At 62.9% G+C, this 15,740-nt stretch carries 16 protein-coding genes and 1 tRNA gene; 12 read left to right on the top strand and 5 right to left on the bottom strand.

From position 1 onward, the window contains the following. Positions 1 to 140 precede the first annotated feature (140 nt). From AC56QP_RS03330 to AC56QP_RS03345, 4 genes are read left to right on the top strand one after another with little or no spacing between them, the layout of a single operon-like run. Positions 141 to 1,052, top strand: a complete 912-nt coding sequence (locus AC56QP_RS03330) for an ABC transporter permease (protein WP_256750808.1) — start codon at positions 141 to 143, stop codon at positions 1,050 to 1,052. 1 nt (position 1,053) lies between these two features. Further along, entirely contained in the window at positions 1,054 to 1,872 is an 819-nt protein-coding gene (locus AC56QP_RS03335; protein WP_489860946.1) for an ABC transporter permease, read from the top strand. A 2-nt stretch (positions 1,873 to 1,874) separates the two neighbouring features. Next, the gene (locus AC56QP_RS03340; RefSeq protein ID WP_489863699.1) at positions 1,875 to 2,621 is read left to right on the top strand and encodes an aspartate/glutamate racemase family protein; all 747 of its coding nucleotides are present in this window, start codon (positions 1,875 to 1,877) and stop codon (positions 2,619 to 2,621) included. Between the two features lie 5 nt (positions 2,622 to 2,626). After that, complete coding sequence (locus AC56QP_RS03345) at positions 2,627 to 3,463, top strand: GNAT family N-acetyltransferase (RefSeq protein ID WP_489860945.1); 837 nt, start codon at positions 2,627 to 2,629, stop codon at positions 3,461 to 3,463. A gap of 39 nt (positions 3,464 to 3,502) precedes the next feature. Here AC56QP_RS03345 and AC56QP_RS03350 read toward each other — a convergent pair whose 3' ends face one another. Continuing rightward, positions 3,503 to 5,752, bottom strand: a complete 2,250-nt coding sequence (locus AC56QP_RS03350; protein ID WP_489860944.1) for a GumC family protein — start codon at positions 5,750 to 5,752, stop codon at positions 3,503 to 3,505. Between the two features lie 257 nt (positions 5,753 to 6,009). On the opposite strand from AC56QP_RS03350, the gene AC56QP_RS03355 reads away from it, so the two are divergent. The 5 genes from AC56QP_RS03355 (at position 6,010) to AC56QP_RS03375 (ending at position 10,746) form a co-directional block, all read left to right on the top strand. Next, positions 6,010 to 6,573 (top strand): polysaccharide biosynthesis/export family protein, encoded by a 564-nt coding sequence (locus AC56QP_RS03355; protein WP_013532220.1) that lies wholly within the window; start codon positions 6,010 to 6,012, stop codon positions 6,571 to 6,573. A gap of 11 nt (positions 6,574 to 6,584) precedes the next feature. Further along, on the top strand, positions 6,585 to 7,715 hold the full coding sequence (locus AC56QP_RS03360) for a glycosyltransferase family 4 protein (protein WP_489860943.1): 1,131 nt from the start codon (positions 6,585 to 6,587) through the stop codon (positions 7,713 to 7,715). A gap of 97 nt (positions 7,716 to 7,812) precedes the next feature. Then, a complete protein-coding gene (locus tag AC56QP_RS03365; RefSeq protein WP_489860942.1) occupies positions 7,813 to 9,348 on the top strand; it encodes an undecaprenyl-phosphate glucose phosphotransferase in 1,536 nt (511 codons plus the stop codon). Continuing rightward, the gene (locus AC56QP_RS03370) at positions 9,345 to 10,613 is read left to right on the top strand and encodes an O-antigen ligase family protein (RefSeq protein ID WP_489860941.1); all 1,269 of its coding nucleotides are present in this window, start codon (positions 9,345 to 9,347) and stop codon (positions 10,611 to 10,613) included. The genes AC56QP_RS03365 and AC56QP_RS03370 overlap by 4 nt, the downstream gene beginning before the upstream one ends. A 56-nt stretch (positions 10,614 to 10,669) precedes the next feature. Then, a tRNA-Pro gene (locus AC56QP_RS03375) sits at positions 10,670 to 10,746 on the top strand. Positions 10,747 to 10,909: 163 nt separating this feature from the next. On the opposite strand, the gene AC56QP_RS03380 is transcribed toward AC56QP_RS03375, so the two are convergent. The 3 genes from AC56QP_RS03380 to AC56QP_RS03390 all read right to left on the bottom strand — a co-directional run bounded on the left by AC56QP_RS03380 (position 10,910) and on the right by AC56QP_RS03390 (position 13,109). Then, positions 10,910 to 11,407 (bottom strand): hypothetical protein, encoded by a 498-nt coding sequence (locus AC56QP_RS03380; RefSeq protein WP_489860940.1) that lies wholly within the window; start codon positions 11,405 to 11,407, stop codon positions 10,910 to 10,912. Between the two features lie 474 nt (positions 11,408 to 11,881). Next, the gene (locus AC56QP_RS03385) at positions 11,882 to 12,343 is read right to left on the bottom strand and encodes a YbaK/EbsC family protein (protein ID WP_489860939.1); all 462 of its coding nucleotides are present in this window, start codon (positions 12,341 to 12,343) and stop codon (positions 11,882 to 11,884) included. Positions 12,344 to 12,527: 184 nt separating this feature from the next. After that, on the bottom strand, positions 12,528 to 13,109 hold the full coding sequence (locus AC56QP_RS03390) for a helix-turn-helix domain-containing protein (protein ID WP_489860938.1): 582 nt from the start codon (positions 13,107 to 13,109) through the stop codon (positions 12,528 to 12,530). Here AC56QP_RS03390 and AC56QP_RS03395 point away from each other — a divergent pair. From AC56QP_RS03395 to AC56QP_RS03405, 3 genes are all read left to right on the top strand, one after another. Beyond that, positions 13,090 to 13,704 (top strand): hypothetical protein, encoded by a 615-nt coding sequence (locus AC56QP_RS03395; protein ID WP_489860937.1) that lies wholly within the window; start codon positions 13,090 to 13,092, stop codon positions 13,702 to 13,704. The two genes, AC56QP_RS03390 and AC56QP_RS03395, sit on opposite strands and share 20 nt — an antisense overlap. Before the next feature lie 197 nt (positions 13,705 to 13,901). Further along, on the top strand, positions 13,902 to 14,099 hold the full coding sequence (locus tag AC56QP_RS03400) for a hypothetical protein (protein WP_256750795.1): 198 nt from the start codon (positions 13,902 to 13,904) through the stop codon (positions 14,097 to 14,099). Positions 14,100 to 14,355: 256 nt separating this feature from the next. Further along, complete coding sequence (locus tag AC56QP_RS03405; RefSeq protein WP_489860936.1) at positions 14,356 to 15,333, top strand: ATP-grasp fold amidoligase family protein; 978 nt, start codon at positions 14,356 to 14,358, stop codon at positions 15,331 to 15,333. Between the two features lie 75 nt (positions 15,334 to 15,408). Here AC56QP_RS03405 and AC56QP_RS03410 read toward each other — a convergent pair whose 3' ends face one another. Beyond that, a complete protein-coding gene (locus AC56QP_RS03410) occupies positions 15,409 to 15,711 on the bottom strand; it encodes an MDR/zinc-dependent alcohol dehydrogenase-like family protein (RefSeq protein WP_489860935.1) in 303 nt (100 codons plus the stop codon). Between the last annotated feature and the right edge of the window lie 29 nt (positions 15,712 to 15,740).

Consider the following 15,740-nt stretch of genomic DNA (forward strand, 5'->3'; position numbering starts at 1 on the left):
CAACGTTGCAAGAATAACGTCGGCAGCGGAATTGCCGATCTCCCCCCTTGCGGGGGAGATGTCCGGCAGGACAGAGGGGGTGGGAAGGATCGCTACCTCGCAAGGCATTCTTTGGCGAAATTGCACCAGGAGCGTTTTGCATGACAGTCGCGCTCGAACGTCCCGCAATCGCCGCCGCGAAACCCGCCAGGCGCCGCCGCTTCTCGCTCGGCGCCGTCACGCCCTATCTGCAATCGGCGCCGCTGGCGCTGATCCTCGGTGCGTTCCTGCTGCTGCCGATCATCATGATCGTCGTCGTCTCTTTCTGGGATTACGACTTCGCCGCCATGTACCCGGATTTCCTGACCACCAACTATTCCGACGTGCTGGGCTCCTGGGTCACCTGGAAGACCTATCTCAACACCATCAAATTCGCGGCCATTGTCTGGGCGCTGACCTTGTTCATCGGCTTCTGGGTCGCCTATTTCCTCGCCTTCCACATCCGCACCACGGCCATGCAGATGGTGCTGTTCCTGGTCTGCACCGTGCCGTTCCTGACTTCCAACATCATCCGCATGATCTCGTGGATCCCGGTGCTCGGCCGCAACGGGCTGATCAACTCGACGCTGGTGCATCTGGGCATCGTGCCCAAGCCCATCGAATGGCTGCTCTATTCCGAATTCGCCGTCGTGCTGGCCATGGTGCATCTCTACACGCTGTTCATGGTGACGCCGATCTTCAACACGCTGATGCGCATCGACCGCTCGCTGGTCGAGGCCGCCCGCGACGCCGGCGCTTCGGGCTGGCAAGTGCTGTGGAACGTCATCATTCCGCTGGCCAAGCCAGGCATGGCGATCGGCACCATCTTCGTCGTCACCCTGGTGATGGCCGATTTCTCCACCGTGCAGGTGATGTCGGGCGGGCAGAGCGCGTCGGTGGCGCTGATGATGAAAAACCAGATGTCGCTGCTGCAATATCCGGCGGCGGCCGCCAACGCCGTCGTGCTGCTGGTGCTGGTGCTTTTGATGGTTGCCGGCATCCTGCGCATCGTCGATATCAGGAAAGAACTGTGACGTGAGCCACGAGAAACGCAGCTTCGAATTCTACGTGCTGGCCGTGTTCTTCACGCTCTTCGTGCTGTTCCTTTATGGCCCGCTGTCGGCGATCCTGATCCTGTCCTTCCAGGGGCCCGAGGGCGGGCTGACGTTTCCGCTCAATGGTGTCTCGCTGCACTGGTTCGCCAATCTGTTCGAACGCCAGGCGGTCGGCGATTTCGGCGGCAGCTTCAGGCGCTCGCTGGTGCTGGGCGTCATGGTGATGATCGTCACCGTCGTGGTGTCGCTGCTCGCCGGCCTCGCCTTCCGCCGGAAATTCCGCGGCGCCACAGCCCTGTTCTACCTGGCGGTCGCCAGCCTCGTCGTCCCTTCGATCATCATTTCGCTCGGCATCGGCGTCGTCTTCCAGCAGATCGGCTTTCGCCCGGCCTGGTACACATCGGCCTTGGGCGCGCATCTGACCTGGACGTTGCCCTTCGGCGTGCTGATCATGTTCGCCGTCTTCAACCGCTTCTCGCCTGCCTATGAGGAAGCCGCGCGCGATCTGGGCGCCACCTCCTGGCAGACCTTCATTCATGTCGTGCTGCCGATGATCGCGCCGAGCCTGATCGGCGTCGGCCTGTTCGGCTTCACCTTGTCCTACGATGAATTCGCCCGCACGCTGATGACGTCGGGCACCTTCAACACGCTGCCGCTGGAAATCTACGGCATGACGACCAATGTGACGACGCCGGTGCTCTATGCGCTGGGCACGGTGACGACGGTGTTTTCCTTCCTGGTGATCCTGGCGACGCTGGGCGCCATCCTCTATGTCGGCCGCCGCCGGGCGAGAGCTTGATCGTGCGGATACTGGTGGTGAACCCCAACACGACGGCCAGCATGACCGAGACCATCGCGGCGGCGGCGCGCGCAGCTGCCGGCGCCTGGACCGAGGTCGTCGCCGTGACCTCATCGATGGGGCCGGCCTCGATCGAAGGCTATTATGACGAGGCGCTCGCCGTGCCTGGCCTGCTGATGGAAATCGCCGCCGGTGAGCGGAGCGGCGCGCAGGCGGCCATCATCGCCTGCTTCGACGATACCGGCCTCGATGCGGCGCGCGCCATGGCCGCGATTCCCGTCATTGGAATCTGCGAGGCGGCCCTCAGCATGGCGTCCTTCATCGCCCAGCGCTTCAGCGTCGTCACCACCACCGACCGCTCGCGCGTGCCGGTCGAGGCGCTGGTGCAGCGCTACGGCATGGCGGGACGGGCGCGCGTGCGCGCCGCCGACATTCCGGTGCTTGCGCTTGAAGACCCGGCATCGGGCGCGGTCGGGAAGCTGCGCGACGAAATCGCCCGGGCCATCGACGAGGACCGCGCCGAAGCCATCGTGCTTGGCTGCGCCGGCATGGCCGATCTCGCGCACCGGCTGCAGGCGGAGTTCGAACTGCCGGTCATCGACGGCGTCGGCGCGGCGCTGAAGCAGGCCGAGGCGCTGATCGCACTCGGCCTGTCGACATCGAAGCGCGGCGCCTATGCCAGCCCGCTGGCCAAGCCCTATCGTGGTGTGCTGAAATCCTTCTCACCCGGAGCCGTCGCAGCGGAGTGAGCGCAATGAAGCCAACCATCCGCACGCTGTCGCTGCAGGAGCTGACGGTCCTTGTCGACTGGGCGGCGGCGGAAGGCTGGAACCCTGGTCTCGAAGACGCGGCGATGTTCCAGGCCGCGGACCCAGAAGGCTTCATCGGTGCCTTCGTCGGCAACGAAATGGTCGCGGCGATCTCGGCGGTGGCCTATGGCCGCGAATTCGGCTTCATCGGCCTCTATATCTGCCGGCCGGACAAGCGCGGCAAAGGCTTCGGCAAGGCGGTCTGGAACGCTGGCATGAAGAGACTTGCCGGTCGCACCGTCGGCCTCGACGGTGTGGCCGAGCAGCAGGCCAATTACCGGCGCAAGGGCTTCAGCCCGGCCTATGAGACCATCCGCTACAGCGGCCGCAAGGCGGGGCCGCCGGTCAAGGCCGACGGACTTAGGACGGTGAAGACCGAACTCGTGCCCGACATCATCGCCTATGATGCCCACTGCTTTCCCGCACCCCGACGCGCCTTCCTGCGGCGATGGCTGCAGCCGCCCCACCACGCGCTGGCGGTTATCACATCTCTTGGAACGACCGGCTATGCCGTGGCGCGCTCGTGCCGCGATGGCTTCAAGATCGGCCCGCTGTTTGCCGACGACATCGGCGTCGCGCTGCACCTGCTGGAAGGGCTGGCGGGTGCGTGCGAGGGCGACGACCTCCACATCGACGTTCCCGCCGCCAAGGTGGACTTCATCGCCGCGCTCGATGCGGCAGGCTTTTCACCCACCTTCACCACCACCCGCATGTACAAGGGTCCGTCCCCGAAGCTCGGCCAGCAGCGGATATTCGGCGTGACGACCCTGGAACTGGGATAGGACTGGACTTCCGGCTTCAGCGGGCGGTCTACGGCTCCTTTACGCGGCGGAGCGCCGTCCCGGCACCGGATTGCCGGGCGGCTCGTGGCCGAGCGGCGTCACCAATGTCAGGTCGGGATAGCCGTTTTCGATCAGCTTGACCGCGGCCTGTGCCACCTCGTCGTCCGGTTCCAGCATCGAGAGAAAGACCTCGGTGGCATCGCCGGTCAGACGGCCGATGCCTTGCGCATCGGCCGGTCCGCATTCGACAACGACCAGATCATAGGCGGTGGTCAGCGACTGCATGATGATCGGCAGCCGATCGGCGGCGCGCATGGCACGGACCGGATCGGCGGTGCCGACGGGAATGACGTGGCAGTCCGAGTAGAGATCGGCATGGATGACGTCGCTGAACTGCGCTTCCGAAGCAAGCAGGTTGGTGATGCCGGGGAAAAGACCACTGTCCAGCATCGGCCGCGAGGCAGCCCCCGACGCGGTCAGGTCCAGCAACAAGACGCGCAGGCCGGCGTCCGAGACCTCGCGCGCCACAAGGACCGCCGATGCGGCTGCCTCATCGCCCTCCGGAGAAACGAATATGGCGCGCGCGGCCCCGCTTGCGATCAGTTTCTCAGCCGCCTTTTCGATGTCGATCTCACCCAGGCGGGAACGTGCCGGTTCGGCCTCGGCAGTGGTGCGCTCGGCTGGCACCGCCTCGGGCACCGCAACCATGGCAGGCGCCTCGGCCGCATCGGGCACGACGGTGTCGGGCATTGAAGTCGTATCGGACAGCGGGGCCTTGTCGGGCTCGACCACCGCTTCAGCCGGATACTCCCCCATCTCCTGGAGGGCGGCAGGCTCCTGGCGGACAACCGGCATCTCGACCTCATCGATCGGCTCGAAGCGGGCACCCGCCGCCGGTCGCATCGCGCGGCCTGAAAACAGCTCCTGCAGAAGCGTCACAATGGCCATGATCAGCAGTGATGCGACGAAAGCGGCGCCGACGATCGGCAGGACCTTCGGGAAATAGGGCTCGGACGGCACCGAGGCCTTTGAGGAGATCCGGGCGTCGACGGGCAGATACTTGCGATCCTGGCGCGAAGCCGCCTCGCGGTAATTGGTCAGGTAGAGCTCAAGCTGCTGGCGCTTGGCAGCAGCATCGCGCTGCAGTGCGTCGAGATCGACCTGCTGTTCGCCGGCGCGCGCCGAAGCCGCCTTCAGCGTGTTGACATCGGCGACAAGCTGGCTCTCGCGCGCCTTGGCCGTATCGGCCTGCGCCGTCAGGCCCTTTATGATCTTCTCGGCTTCACTGCGTATCTGTGCATCGAGATCGGCCAGTTGCGATTTCAGCGCGCGAATGCGTGGATGATTGCCGAGCAGGGTCGTGGAAAGGTCGGCGATGTTGGAGCGCAATTCGACCTGTCGCTCACGCAGACGCTGGATCAGGTCTGACGCCAGGACTTCCGGCACCGTATCCAGCGAACCGCCATTTCGCAGCACCTTGCGCACGTTGTCCGCGGTCGCTTCCGCCGAGGCGCGGTTGCCACGCACTTTCGACAGTTCGCTCGACAGCTCCGCAAGCTGCTGCGTGGCCAGCACCGAGTTGTTGCCGCCCATCAGAAGATCGGACTGGGCGCGGTAGGTCGCGACCTTGGCCTCGGCAGCCTTGACCTGCTGCTGCAGGTCGGCGATCTCCGGCGCCAGAAAGTCAGCGGCCGCGGCATTGGATTCGAGCTTGGCTGTCCCTTGCCCGGCGATATAGGCAGCGGCGATGGCGTCAGGGATCGCCGCTGCAAGCGTCGGATCCAGCGAAGAAAACTCGATGGCGATGATGCGGGTTTTTTCAACGCCATAGACGTTGAGCTTCTCACGCATCTTCTTTAGCACGCGCTCGTCGACCGGTACGTCCATCGGGTCGCTCTTCACCCCGACCAGAACCAGCAGGCGACTCAACGATGACATGCCGGCTGCTTCGTCGAATTCCGGCAGTTTCGCCAGATCGAGCTTCTGCGCCACCTGCTTGAGGATGTCATTGGAGGAGATTATCTGGACCTGGGTGGCAATGCCCGACTCATCGAGGATTGGCTTGTCGGTGTCGTTGTTGCCGGCCGGCCGCGTGTAGACCGATTCACGCGGAATGATCTCCACTTGTGCCTGGGCCTTGTAGTGCCGGGTTGCCATCGAGGCGAACGCGAAAGCCGCGCCGGTCACTACCAGCGTGACGACGAGGATGCGCAGCCAGTTCCTCGCCAGGCTGGCGAAGAGTTGCCTGAGATCGACGTCGACATCTGCGGCCGCGGACTGAACGGACATGCATCCCTACTCCGGTACTGGGTCAGAATACACCGTAAACAACTATGGTAACTCAGCCGTTAAGATCACGGTAAGCTCCCGTTAGGGTTTGCTGGAGAGCAACAAACAAAACCGCCAAAGACCGCAAAAACTCTTGCCGGCGCCCGACGTATCCGCCGCCTCCTTTACCGGCCATTAACCCTAACAGGATGATAACGAACTCGATCCCCGAGCTTGCGGCGACGCTGCAGCGACCAGTCGAAGGTACGTGTCCGGTCATGAAAAGCACTGCTTCCCTCTTTCGCGCGCTGCTTGCCGTATCGATGCTTGCCGGCTGCTCCAGCTACCGGCCGACGCCGGCAGCCTTCCATGAGGTGCTCGATCAGCCCTACCGCCTCGGCGCCGGCGACCGCGTCCGCGTCACCGTGTTCGAACAGGATGGGCTTACCAATACCTACAGCGTCGACCAATCCGGCTATCTCTCCTTCCCGCTTGTCGGCGCCATACCGGCCCGCGGCCACACCGCACAGCAGATGGAAAAGGAAATCGCCGACAAGTTGCGACAAGGCTATCTGCGCGATCCCGACGTCTCGGTCGAGATCGACCGCTACCGGCCGATCTTCGTCATGGGCGAAGTGGGCGCTGCCGGTCAATACTCCTACGTCCCCGGCTTGACGGTGCAGAAGGCGATCGCCATTGCCGGCGGTTTCACACCGCGCGCCAACCAGGAAAGCGTCGACATCACCCGCGACATCAACGGCAAGGTGATGACCGGCCGCGTGGTCACTTCCGACCCGCTGCTGCCCGGAGATACCGTCTACGTCCGCGAACGTCTCTTCTGACGAACCACCACGTGACGGATAAACTCAGGATCGTCCATTGCTTTCGTTCACCCGTCGGAGGAATTTTCCGGCATGTGCGCGACCTCACCGAGGCGCAGGTCGCCGCCGGGCATTCGGTCGGCATCGTCTGCGATTCGACGACAGGTGGAGAATTCGAGGAACGCCTGTTCGAGCAGATGAGCGATATGCTGGCGCTCGGCATCCATCGCACGCCGATGCAACGCCATGTCGGCCCGGGCGACGCGACATCGGCCTGGCGCACTTACAGGATCATCAAGGAATTGCGGCCGGACGTGCTGCACGGGCACGGCGCCAAGGGTGGCGCCTATGCCCGTCTGTTCGGCTCATTGTTGCGGGTATCAAGGTCTCGCGTAGCCCGCCTTTATTCGCCGCATGGTGGCTCCCTCCACTATGACGAGAACACGACCACCGGAAAGCTGTTCTTCGCGCTCGAGCGCTTCATGGCCCGCTTCACCGACTGCCTGCTGTTTGTTTCCGACTACGAAAGACGAACCTATCGCCGCAAGGTCGGCGAACCGCCGATCCCGAACACCTTGGTCTATAACGGCCTGCGCGCCGCCGAGTTCGAGCCGGTGATCACCGGGGCCGACGGGGCCGATCTTCTCTATATCGGCATGATGCGCGACCTGAAGGGACCAGACATCTTCATCGATGCGCTGGCCGCGGCCGGCCCCCAGCTCGGCCGCGCGCTTACCGCGGTCATGGTGGGCGCCGGTGACGACCTGCCGCGTTACCATGGGCAAGTGAAGCGCCTCGGGCTCGACGGCAATGTCCGCTTCCTGCCGCCGATGCCGGCCAGGGAAGCCTTCGCGCTGGCGGCGCTCGTGGTCGTTCCGTCGCGCGCAGAAGCCATGCCCTATATCGTCCTCGAGGCGCTTGCCGCGGGAAAACCGATGATCGCCACGGCGGTCGGCGGCATACCGGAGATTTTCGGCGCCGGCTCCCCTGCCCTGATCCGGCCCGACCCGATCGAGCTTGCGGCCAAGATGAGCCAGGCGCTGGCCGACCCCGCCGCCTATCGCAACCTGATGCCCGATGAGGCCAGCCTCAAGGCGCGCTTCGGCGCCGATGTGATGGCCGCCGAGATCGAGAAGGCCTATTTCGCAGCGCTCAACAAGTAGGGCGCAAACCCCAAGCCATTCCAAAGCCACCTGTTGTTTCAAGGGTTTCTTAGCTCTCTTTTGCTATTCACCGCAGGGAAGCTTGCGGAAAAGCCCCATGAACGAGATCGACCCCGCGCACCGCTTTTCAGCAGAGGCGGTGCGTAAATTCGACGCCCCGACCGACGGCGATACGCCCGGCGGCATGAACGATGTCGCCCGCCAGGTCGCGTCACAGTACAGGCGCGATACGATGTCGCCGATCATGGTCAGCGGCGTCCTGCGCATGGTCGAATTCGGGCTGCTGTTCCTGTCCGGGCTCTGCTCCTATTTCTATTACGTCGGGTTCTTCAACTATCTCGCCTGGCAGTACCCACTGGCGATCGCCGCCACGTCTTTCCTTGCCGTGGTGCTGCTCGATGTCACGGACTGCTACCAGGTTTTTGCCCTGATGCGGCCGATCGCCAATTTTAGCCGCGTCCTGGTGGTCTGGGCCGGCACCTTTGCCCTGATGGCGTTGACTGCCTTCGCCATGAAGATGTCGGAAGACTACTCGCGGCTGCTGTTCGGCACCTGGTTCGTCGTCGGTTTCGTCCTCATCTTCGGCCTCAGGCTGGTGATGTCGAAGCTGATCCGGCGCTGGGCGCGCGACGGCCGCATGGAGCGGCGCGCCGTTATCGTCGGCGGCGGCAAGGCAGCGGAAATCCTGATCCGCTCCGTCGAGAAGCAGCCCTACAACGACATCCGTATCTGCGGCATCTTCGACGATCGCGGCGACAAGCGCTCACCACCCATCGTCGCCGGCTATCCAAAGCTCGGCACCATTTCCGAACTGATCGAGTTCGCCCGCATCGCCCGCATCGACATGCTGATCGTGTCGCTGCCGCTGACGGCCGAATCGCGCGTGCTGCAGCTGTTGAAGAAGCTGTGGGTGCTGCCGGTCGATATCCGCCTGTCGGCACATTCGAACGCACTGCAATTTCGTCCACGCGCCTATTCCTACATCGGCTCCGTGCCGATGCTCGACATCTTCGACAAGCCGATCAACGACTGGGATTCGGTCGCCAAGCGTGCCTTCGATATCGTCTTCAGCCTCATCGGCATCGTCGTGTTCGCTCCGGTGATGCTGGCGACCGCCATCGCCATCAAGCTCGACAGCAAGGGACCCGTGCTGTTTCACCAGAAGCGGCACGGCTTCAACAACGAGATCATCGAAGTCTACAAGTTCCGCTCGATGTACACGGACCGGTCGGACCCGACCGCCAAGCAGACGGTGACCAGGAACGACCCGCGCGTCACCCGCGTCGGCCGCTTCATCCGCAAGACCTCGATCGATGAGCTGCCGCAATTCTTCAACTCGCTGCTGGGCTCGCTGTCGCTTGTCGGCCCGCGCCCGCACGCCATCGCCGCGCAGTCTCACAACCTTCTCTACAACGAAGTGGTCGACGGCTATTTCGCCCGCCATAAGGTCAAGCCCGGCGTTACCGGCTGGGCGCAGATCAATGGCTGGCGCGGCGAGATGGACACCAACGAGAAGATCCGCATGCGGACGGAGTACGACCTCTATTACATCGAGAACTGGTCGCTGCTGTTCGACTTGCGAATCCTGTTCCTGACGCCGATCCGGCTGCTGAACACGGAAAACGCTTATTGAGCGCGATTTCCCACGAGCTGCCACTGGGCGCTGTCAACGCCAAGCTGATCGCGCTGATCTCATCGGCGGCGGTTTTCCTCGGCATATTCCTGTCCGGCTTCGTCATCAGCGAACCGGCGCCCTATGAACTCTACATGGCGGGGCTGATCGCCATCTGGGCGCTCTTCGGCCTGAGGATTTCGCGTGCGGCGCTGCCGCTGCTGGTGCTGCTGGTGACGATGAACATCGGCGGCATGATCGCCATGACGCAAATGTCGGACCTCGCCAACACCCCGCTCTATCTCTCCGTTTCTCTGTTTCTCGCCTTCACCGCCGTGTTCTTCGCCTCGGTGACGGCGGTGCAGCCCAGCCTCTACCGGCTGATCTTCTTTGCCTATGTCGTGTCGGCGGTGATCACGTCGCTGCTCGGCATTGCCGGCTATTTCCATGCCTTCCCGGGCGCGGAGATGTTCACCAAATACGACCGCGCCGCCGGTGCCTTCCAGGACCCGAACGTCTTCGGGCCGTTCCTCGTGCTGCCTGGCATCTATCTGCTCTACCTGCTCTTGACCGGGCCGATCCCGCGCATGCCGCTGCTGGCGGTACCGCTGCTGATCATCACCGCCGGCATCTTCTTCTCCTTCTCGCGCGGCGCCTGGGGCATGTTCGCTGTCTCGGCCATCCTGCTCACCGGCTGCTTGTTCCTGCAGAGCGCCAGCGGCATGTTCCGGCTGCGCGTCGTGGTGATGACGATCGCCGCGCTATCGCTACTGGTCATCGCCATGATCGTCATCTTGCAGTTGCCGGGCGTGGCGGAGATGTTTTCCAACCGCGCCCATCTCGAACAGAGCTACGACACGGCCCGTCTCGGCCGCTTCGCCCGCTACGCGATCGGCTTCCAGATGGCGCTCGAGCACCCATTCGGCATCGGCCCGCTGGTCTTCGGCACGATCTTCGGCGAAGACACGCACGACATCTGGCTGAAGATGCTGATGGACTATGGCTGGCTCGGGTTCGTGTCGTTCCTGACGCTCGTTGCCTGGACGATAGCGGCCGGTTTCCGCATCCTGCTGCGCGACCGGCCGTGGCAGCCCTATCTCCTGTGCGCCTATGTCGCCTTCATCGGCAATATCGGGCTCGGCACCTTCATCGACATCGATCACTGGCGCCACGTCTATCTGCTGCTCGGGCTGATCTGGGGCGCAATCGCGCTGGAATACCAGCATCAGCGGCTGTTGCGGCCGGCATTGCCGGGTTCTCCCTCACCCGCAATCGCAGCAAGATAAAAGTCGCCGAATTCGGTTGACCCGAGCGGGGTTATCACGATACATCGCGACCGGTCCGGAGTGTAGCGCAGCCCGGTAGCGCACTTGACTGGGGGTCAAGGGGTCGTCGGTTCGAATCCGGCCACTCCGACCATTAGTTCCTTGAAGTCCCTGGTTTTGTCGAAGGCGCCGAAAGGCGCCTTTTCTCGTTTTCGGAACGAAGGCGCTCAGATTTCCCGCTTCGGAACCCGGAGTCCCGGACACGGGGGCGAAGGCTGGCATCATCGACGCCTCCGGTGATGGTCAGCGTCGGAAGGCTAAAATAACTGACATCCTACCGGCACATTCGGCGTGATGCAGGGTTGGGGACGGGTGGTGTCGAATGCGCCATTGTATGGAACAATGCCCCAGCTTTCCTTGCGCTTCAATTTGCCGTGGTCGTAAGGATCTGGAAAGACGGTCCCATCGGGCATCTGCTCTACAATGCTCAGCCACTTCCTGCCCTGTTCGGGCAGGCTGCTGACCCAAAGGTAGAATCCGAACGCCGCGCCACCGAGAAGCGCGAGGCCTGCAACCAAGGCGGTGATACGGCGGCTCTCCCACGCGCTGAATAGAAAATGCCCGGCGAAGATAAGATTTCCACCAATGCTGAGGGCTCTCAACAAACCGTCATTATCTGTAATCTCGAGATGGTGGCCGGTGATCCACTCGTAGGCTCGAACAACCCCTTCAACAAAGACGTAGAAGGCGAAGATCGCGCCAAGCGTGAAAATCGGCTCAACAGTCGGCTCATGCTTCTGCTGCTCAGCGCTCATCTCGCTCTAACCGAAAGCTTCGCCGCCACCGATCGGCGCGCATATAATACCTCGGGTTATCGATCTTGCCAGCCTTTCAAACCACGGAACGCGCGTTCACGAAAGCACCAGCGCCGCGATTGAAAATATGCCCTCCAGTTTGGATTTCAGATGACCAGACCACAGGTCCACGAGGCGCTTCTACGGCCGAGGTTTGCGCCTTGCGACGCCTCGGCATTAGATCGCTCTCGAGGATAGGTCAAAATTCCAATCCACGCGCCCCCACGGACAACTAAAAATTGGCCGGCGCCGCATATAGGAGAGAGGGCAGCGCCGGCCTGGCGGAACAGGTCCGCTGCGGGGCAAAAAACGCAGGAATTTCTGCCGGGGCAACCTGTAGGTCATCCCGCCCACGCCATTGGGAGCCGCGTTCATCATGTTAGCGGCGACACCATGTCTGAGCCCGCGCTATGCGCCGCCCTCAACCTATCGCTCCTACCCCTGGCACACATCGACCCACTCAGCCCCGGTAAGCTCAACCATCCTCCGCGGCGCAAGTCGCACGGCGGCGTTGGTGGCGCCGGCGGCGGGCACGACCTCGTCGAATCCGCGCAGCGACACGTCGCAGTAGACCGGCAGCGGCGCTGGCAGGCCGAACGGGCAGACACCGCCGACAGGATGGCTCGTGGCGGCGACAACCTCCTCAGCATCCAGCATGCGCGGCTTGCCGCCGAACTGGTCCTTGAACTTGCGGTTGTCCAGCCTGGCGATGCCGCTGGTGACGACGAGCATGGTGCGGTCGCCAACGCGAAGGCAGATCGTCTTGGCGATCTGCGCCGGCAGTACGCCATGCGCCTCGGCCGCCAGCGCCACTGTCGCCGAACTCGCCTCCGTCACGATGACGTCGATGTCGGGCGCTTGGGCGGCAAAGAAGGCACGAACGGATTCCAGGCTCATATCGAAAAACCCACGGTTCAAACTTGGACGGCCGACTTGATGGGCAACAGTGAATCTGCCCGCCCGCATAAACACGGGCGATATACCAATCGGCAAGCCGCAGCGACGGGAACACTGCTGCTCCAACAAACAAACCCGCCAAGGGTATAACCTGGCGGGTTCCGTGGGCATGCCTGGTGCTGATTTATGCCAGGGATCGACCTTGTGCGGCGCGCACGTCTGAACCGATGAAAGCGTCCTGTGGAAGTCGAAGCGCGGACGCAATACGACGCAGCTTCGACGGGTCGACCGCCCTGCCGTTCTCGATATCCTCAATCTCGTCGGCCGCCAGACCGCAGGTCAGGGACAGTTTTTCCACGCTGTATCCGAGGGTCTCCCGGATCGCTTTGAGGGTGCTGTAATCTGGCCCGATCCCGTTGGCTACCGGTTCGGAGAGGGCTTCGCTTCTTGCATTGTGGGGCATTGGCAACTCCGTGGGCTGAAAGAGTTTGGTAAAATGACGATGTTGCCTGAGACGATCGAGAAGATGCCCGCTCGCCGGCAGTTTGCCAAGTGCCAATCGGACCGTCACGGTATCGTGAACCAGGCGCCCGCGCGGCCGCCTCGCGCGCACGCCGCGATCAAGTTGTTTTGAATGCTCGGGCCCCTTTTTGCCCAGTGGTTTCGGCCCACCTGTTCGTTGTTCTGATGCGCTGGCGTGAAAACCATCCGGTTCCAGCCAGCTATTTCCCGGAAGGATTTCTGCAATGAACTTCAAGACATTCATGGTCGTGCTCGGCACCATCTCCAGCCTCACCGTTGCCGGTACGGCCGGCGCTCAAGCGGCGGACGCGCTGCGGGTGCGCGGCACGGTGGTCAGCTTCGAGTCATCGCTGCTCACCGTGAAAACCCGCCAGGGCGATACAGATGCGATCAAGCTTGATGCCGGCTGGAAGATCTCGGGCGTCGCCAGCGCATCCGTGAAGGACATCAAGCAGGGTGATTTCCTCGGCGTCGCATCCGTCTCGAAAGCGGATGGCGGCAGCGGCGCCCTGGAGGTGGTGGTCTTTCCAGCCGCTTTGAAAGGCACTGGCGAGGGTGACCGTCCCTGGGACCTGCAGCCAAACAGCCGCATGACCAACGGCACCGTCGCCGACGTAACCGATATAAACGGGCGAGCCGTCACACTGACCTACGACAATGGGCAGACAAAGAAGATCTCGATACCCGACAACACGCCTGTCGTGACCTTTGCGACCGCCACGCCGACCGATCTCAAGCCAGGCGCGACGGTCTTCGTTGTCGCTCAGCGTGACGGTGACGGCACACTGAGCGCCGGTCGCGTCGTGGTCGGAAACAACGGTGTGGTTCCGCCGATGTAGGCGAAACAGGCGGCAAGGTCGCGGCCTTTCGGCCTTTGTCGATGATGGTGGTGGAAGCCCGTTTCGTCAGAAACAGTCCAGACACAAAAATCTACAGTCGGGAAATACTGACGAAAAAATTCAGGAGCGTAATCCCACTCGCGGCGGTCGGGCTGTCGCCCCGGTCTATGTCAGCCTGCTAGAAAAGGAAACGATCCATGAAGAAGTCCCTCCTCTCGGCCCTCGGGCTTGCGGTTGCACTTGCTTTCACGGCGCCGGTGATTGGCGCGACGAGCGCGGATGCTGCCCCCATGGCAAAGCATCATCGTCACCACCATCATCATCGCTACCACCACCGCCATCACCACGTTCATCATCACCACCACGTGAAGAAGATCGTGAAGAAGGCCTACTAAGCACTGCCAACGAGAAGACCTGCCTTGGCTTCTTGTTCAAGGCTGGTCTTCTCGTGGTAACGCAACGCGAAGCGCGACGCGGGCACCTCGAATTTCCCCCCAATGGCGGTGCTGGTTCCAGGATCCCGGCGCAAAAACCACCACGGCGACGCTGGCCAACCTTTCACGCGAAGGCAAATCGCGGTACGGCAAGGGATGTTTCTGACCGGCGCACTCCCACCGGATCAGGCTTTGCCAACGAGGCCCAGGTATCCTGATGACGGCCAAGGCCGATGTTTCGTGGACAAGCCGCATTGTCCTGTCGACCGCGCGCCTCTGGCTCACCCTTCGGCATCCGGCTCTGATCTTGCGCTTCGTGCGCCGGCTGGGTTACCTGCCAAACCCGGCGGAACCCAGGAGCTACCATGAGCGATTGCTCTGGCGAAAGATCGTCGACCGCAATCCGCTGTTCGTAACGCTGACCGACAAGTTGGCGGCGAAGACCCATATCCATAATGCCTGCCCGGATCTGAAACTGCCCGCAACGCTGTGGGCCGGCAGCGACCCGGCGGCGATCCCACCGGCATTGCTGGCCGGCGACGTGGTGGTGAAAGTCAACCATGGCTGCGAGATGAACATGTTCGTCGCCGATGGCCTGCCGGATCGCGACGCCATCGTCTATCGCACCAGCCGCTGGCTGAGGAGGCGTTTCGGCGTTCGCGACGGCGAATGGGCCTATTGGCCGATTGTTCCGGCCGTCTTCGTCGAACAGCGGCTGGCGCTAAGCGGCGGAACGATCGCCACCGACATCAAGGTTCATGTCTGCAGCGGCGTGATATCCCATGTCTGGGTCGAGGATACGCAAGCCAGTCGTTCGCTGCTGTTTGATCGCGAAGCCAATCCGCTGCCTGGTCGCGATCCCGACTATCCTCGCGAGGATCAGGCCTTGCCCGTCAATGCGCGGCTGATCGATTATGTTCGCCAGGCGATCTCGATCGCGCCAGCCATCGCCGGCGACCTCGACTACATCCGTGTCGACTTCCTCGTCACCGACGACTGTCTCTATGCCGGCGAGATCGCCGTCTATTCGGCGGCGGGCTATGCCACCTGGACCAACCCGGCGATCGTCAGGGAAATCGAGCGATGCTGGCGGCTTGACCAATCCGCATTCCTGCGCCGGCGGCACAGCGGTGCCGTGCGCCTCTACGCCGAGGCGCTGAGCGCCAGATGCCAGAGCGACAGCAGAAATCGCTAATCGTCGGGTCCGGTGAACGCCTCGGGGGAAGGCGCCTGGGCCCGAACTGCGGGAAGGCGATCCGAGGCTTGCCGCTCAACGCCTGCTGAACAGCAGACTGGCGACGAGACCAACCACGACAAGGCCGACCGCTGCCGCCACCGCCGGATGGTCGCGAGCCGATCTCTCGATCACCCTGCCCTGCTTGCGGATTGCCGGCATCGCCTCCCGCAAACGCCCTGCGAGATCGGAATAGGTGTCGAGCGCGGCATCACGACCGTCTTCGTAGACGGCGCCGCCTCGCGTGGAGACCGCCTTTTTCAGAGCCGCCAGTTCCCTGGAGAGAGCAGCAACCTGCTTGTCCAGATCGATATCCGAGAGGGTCGAGAACGATGCCATGATGTGTTTCCTTGCTTGCAGAAGGAAAC

This window comes from Mesorhizobium sp. RCAM 05104 (genome assembly GCF_059683645.1).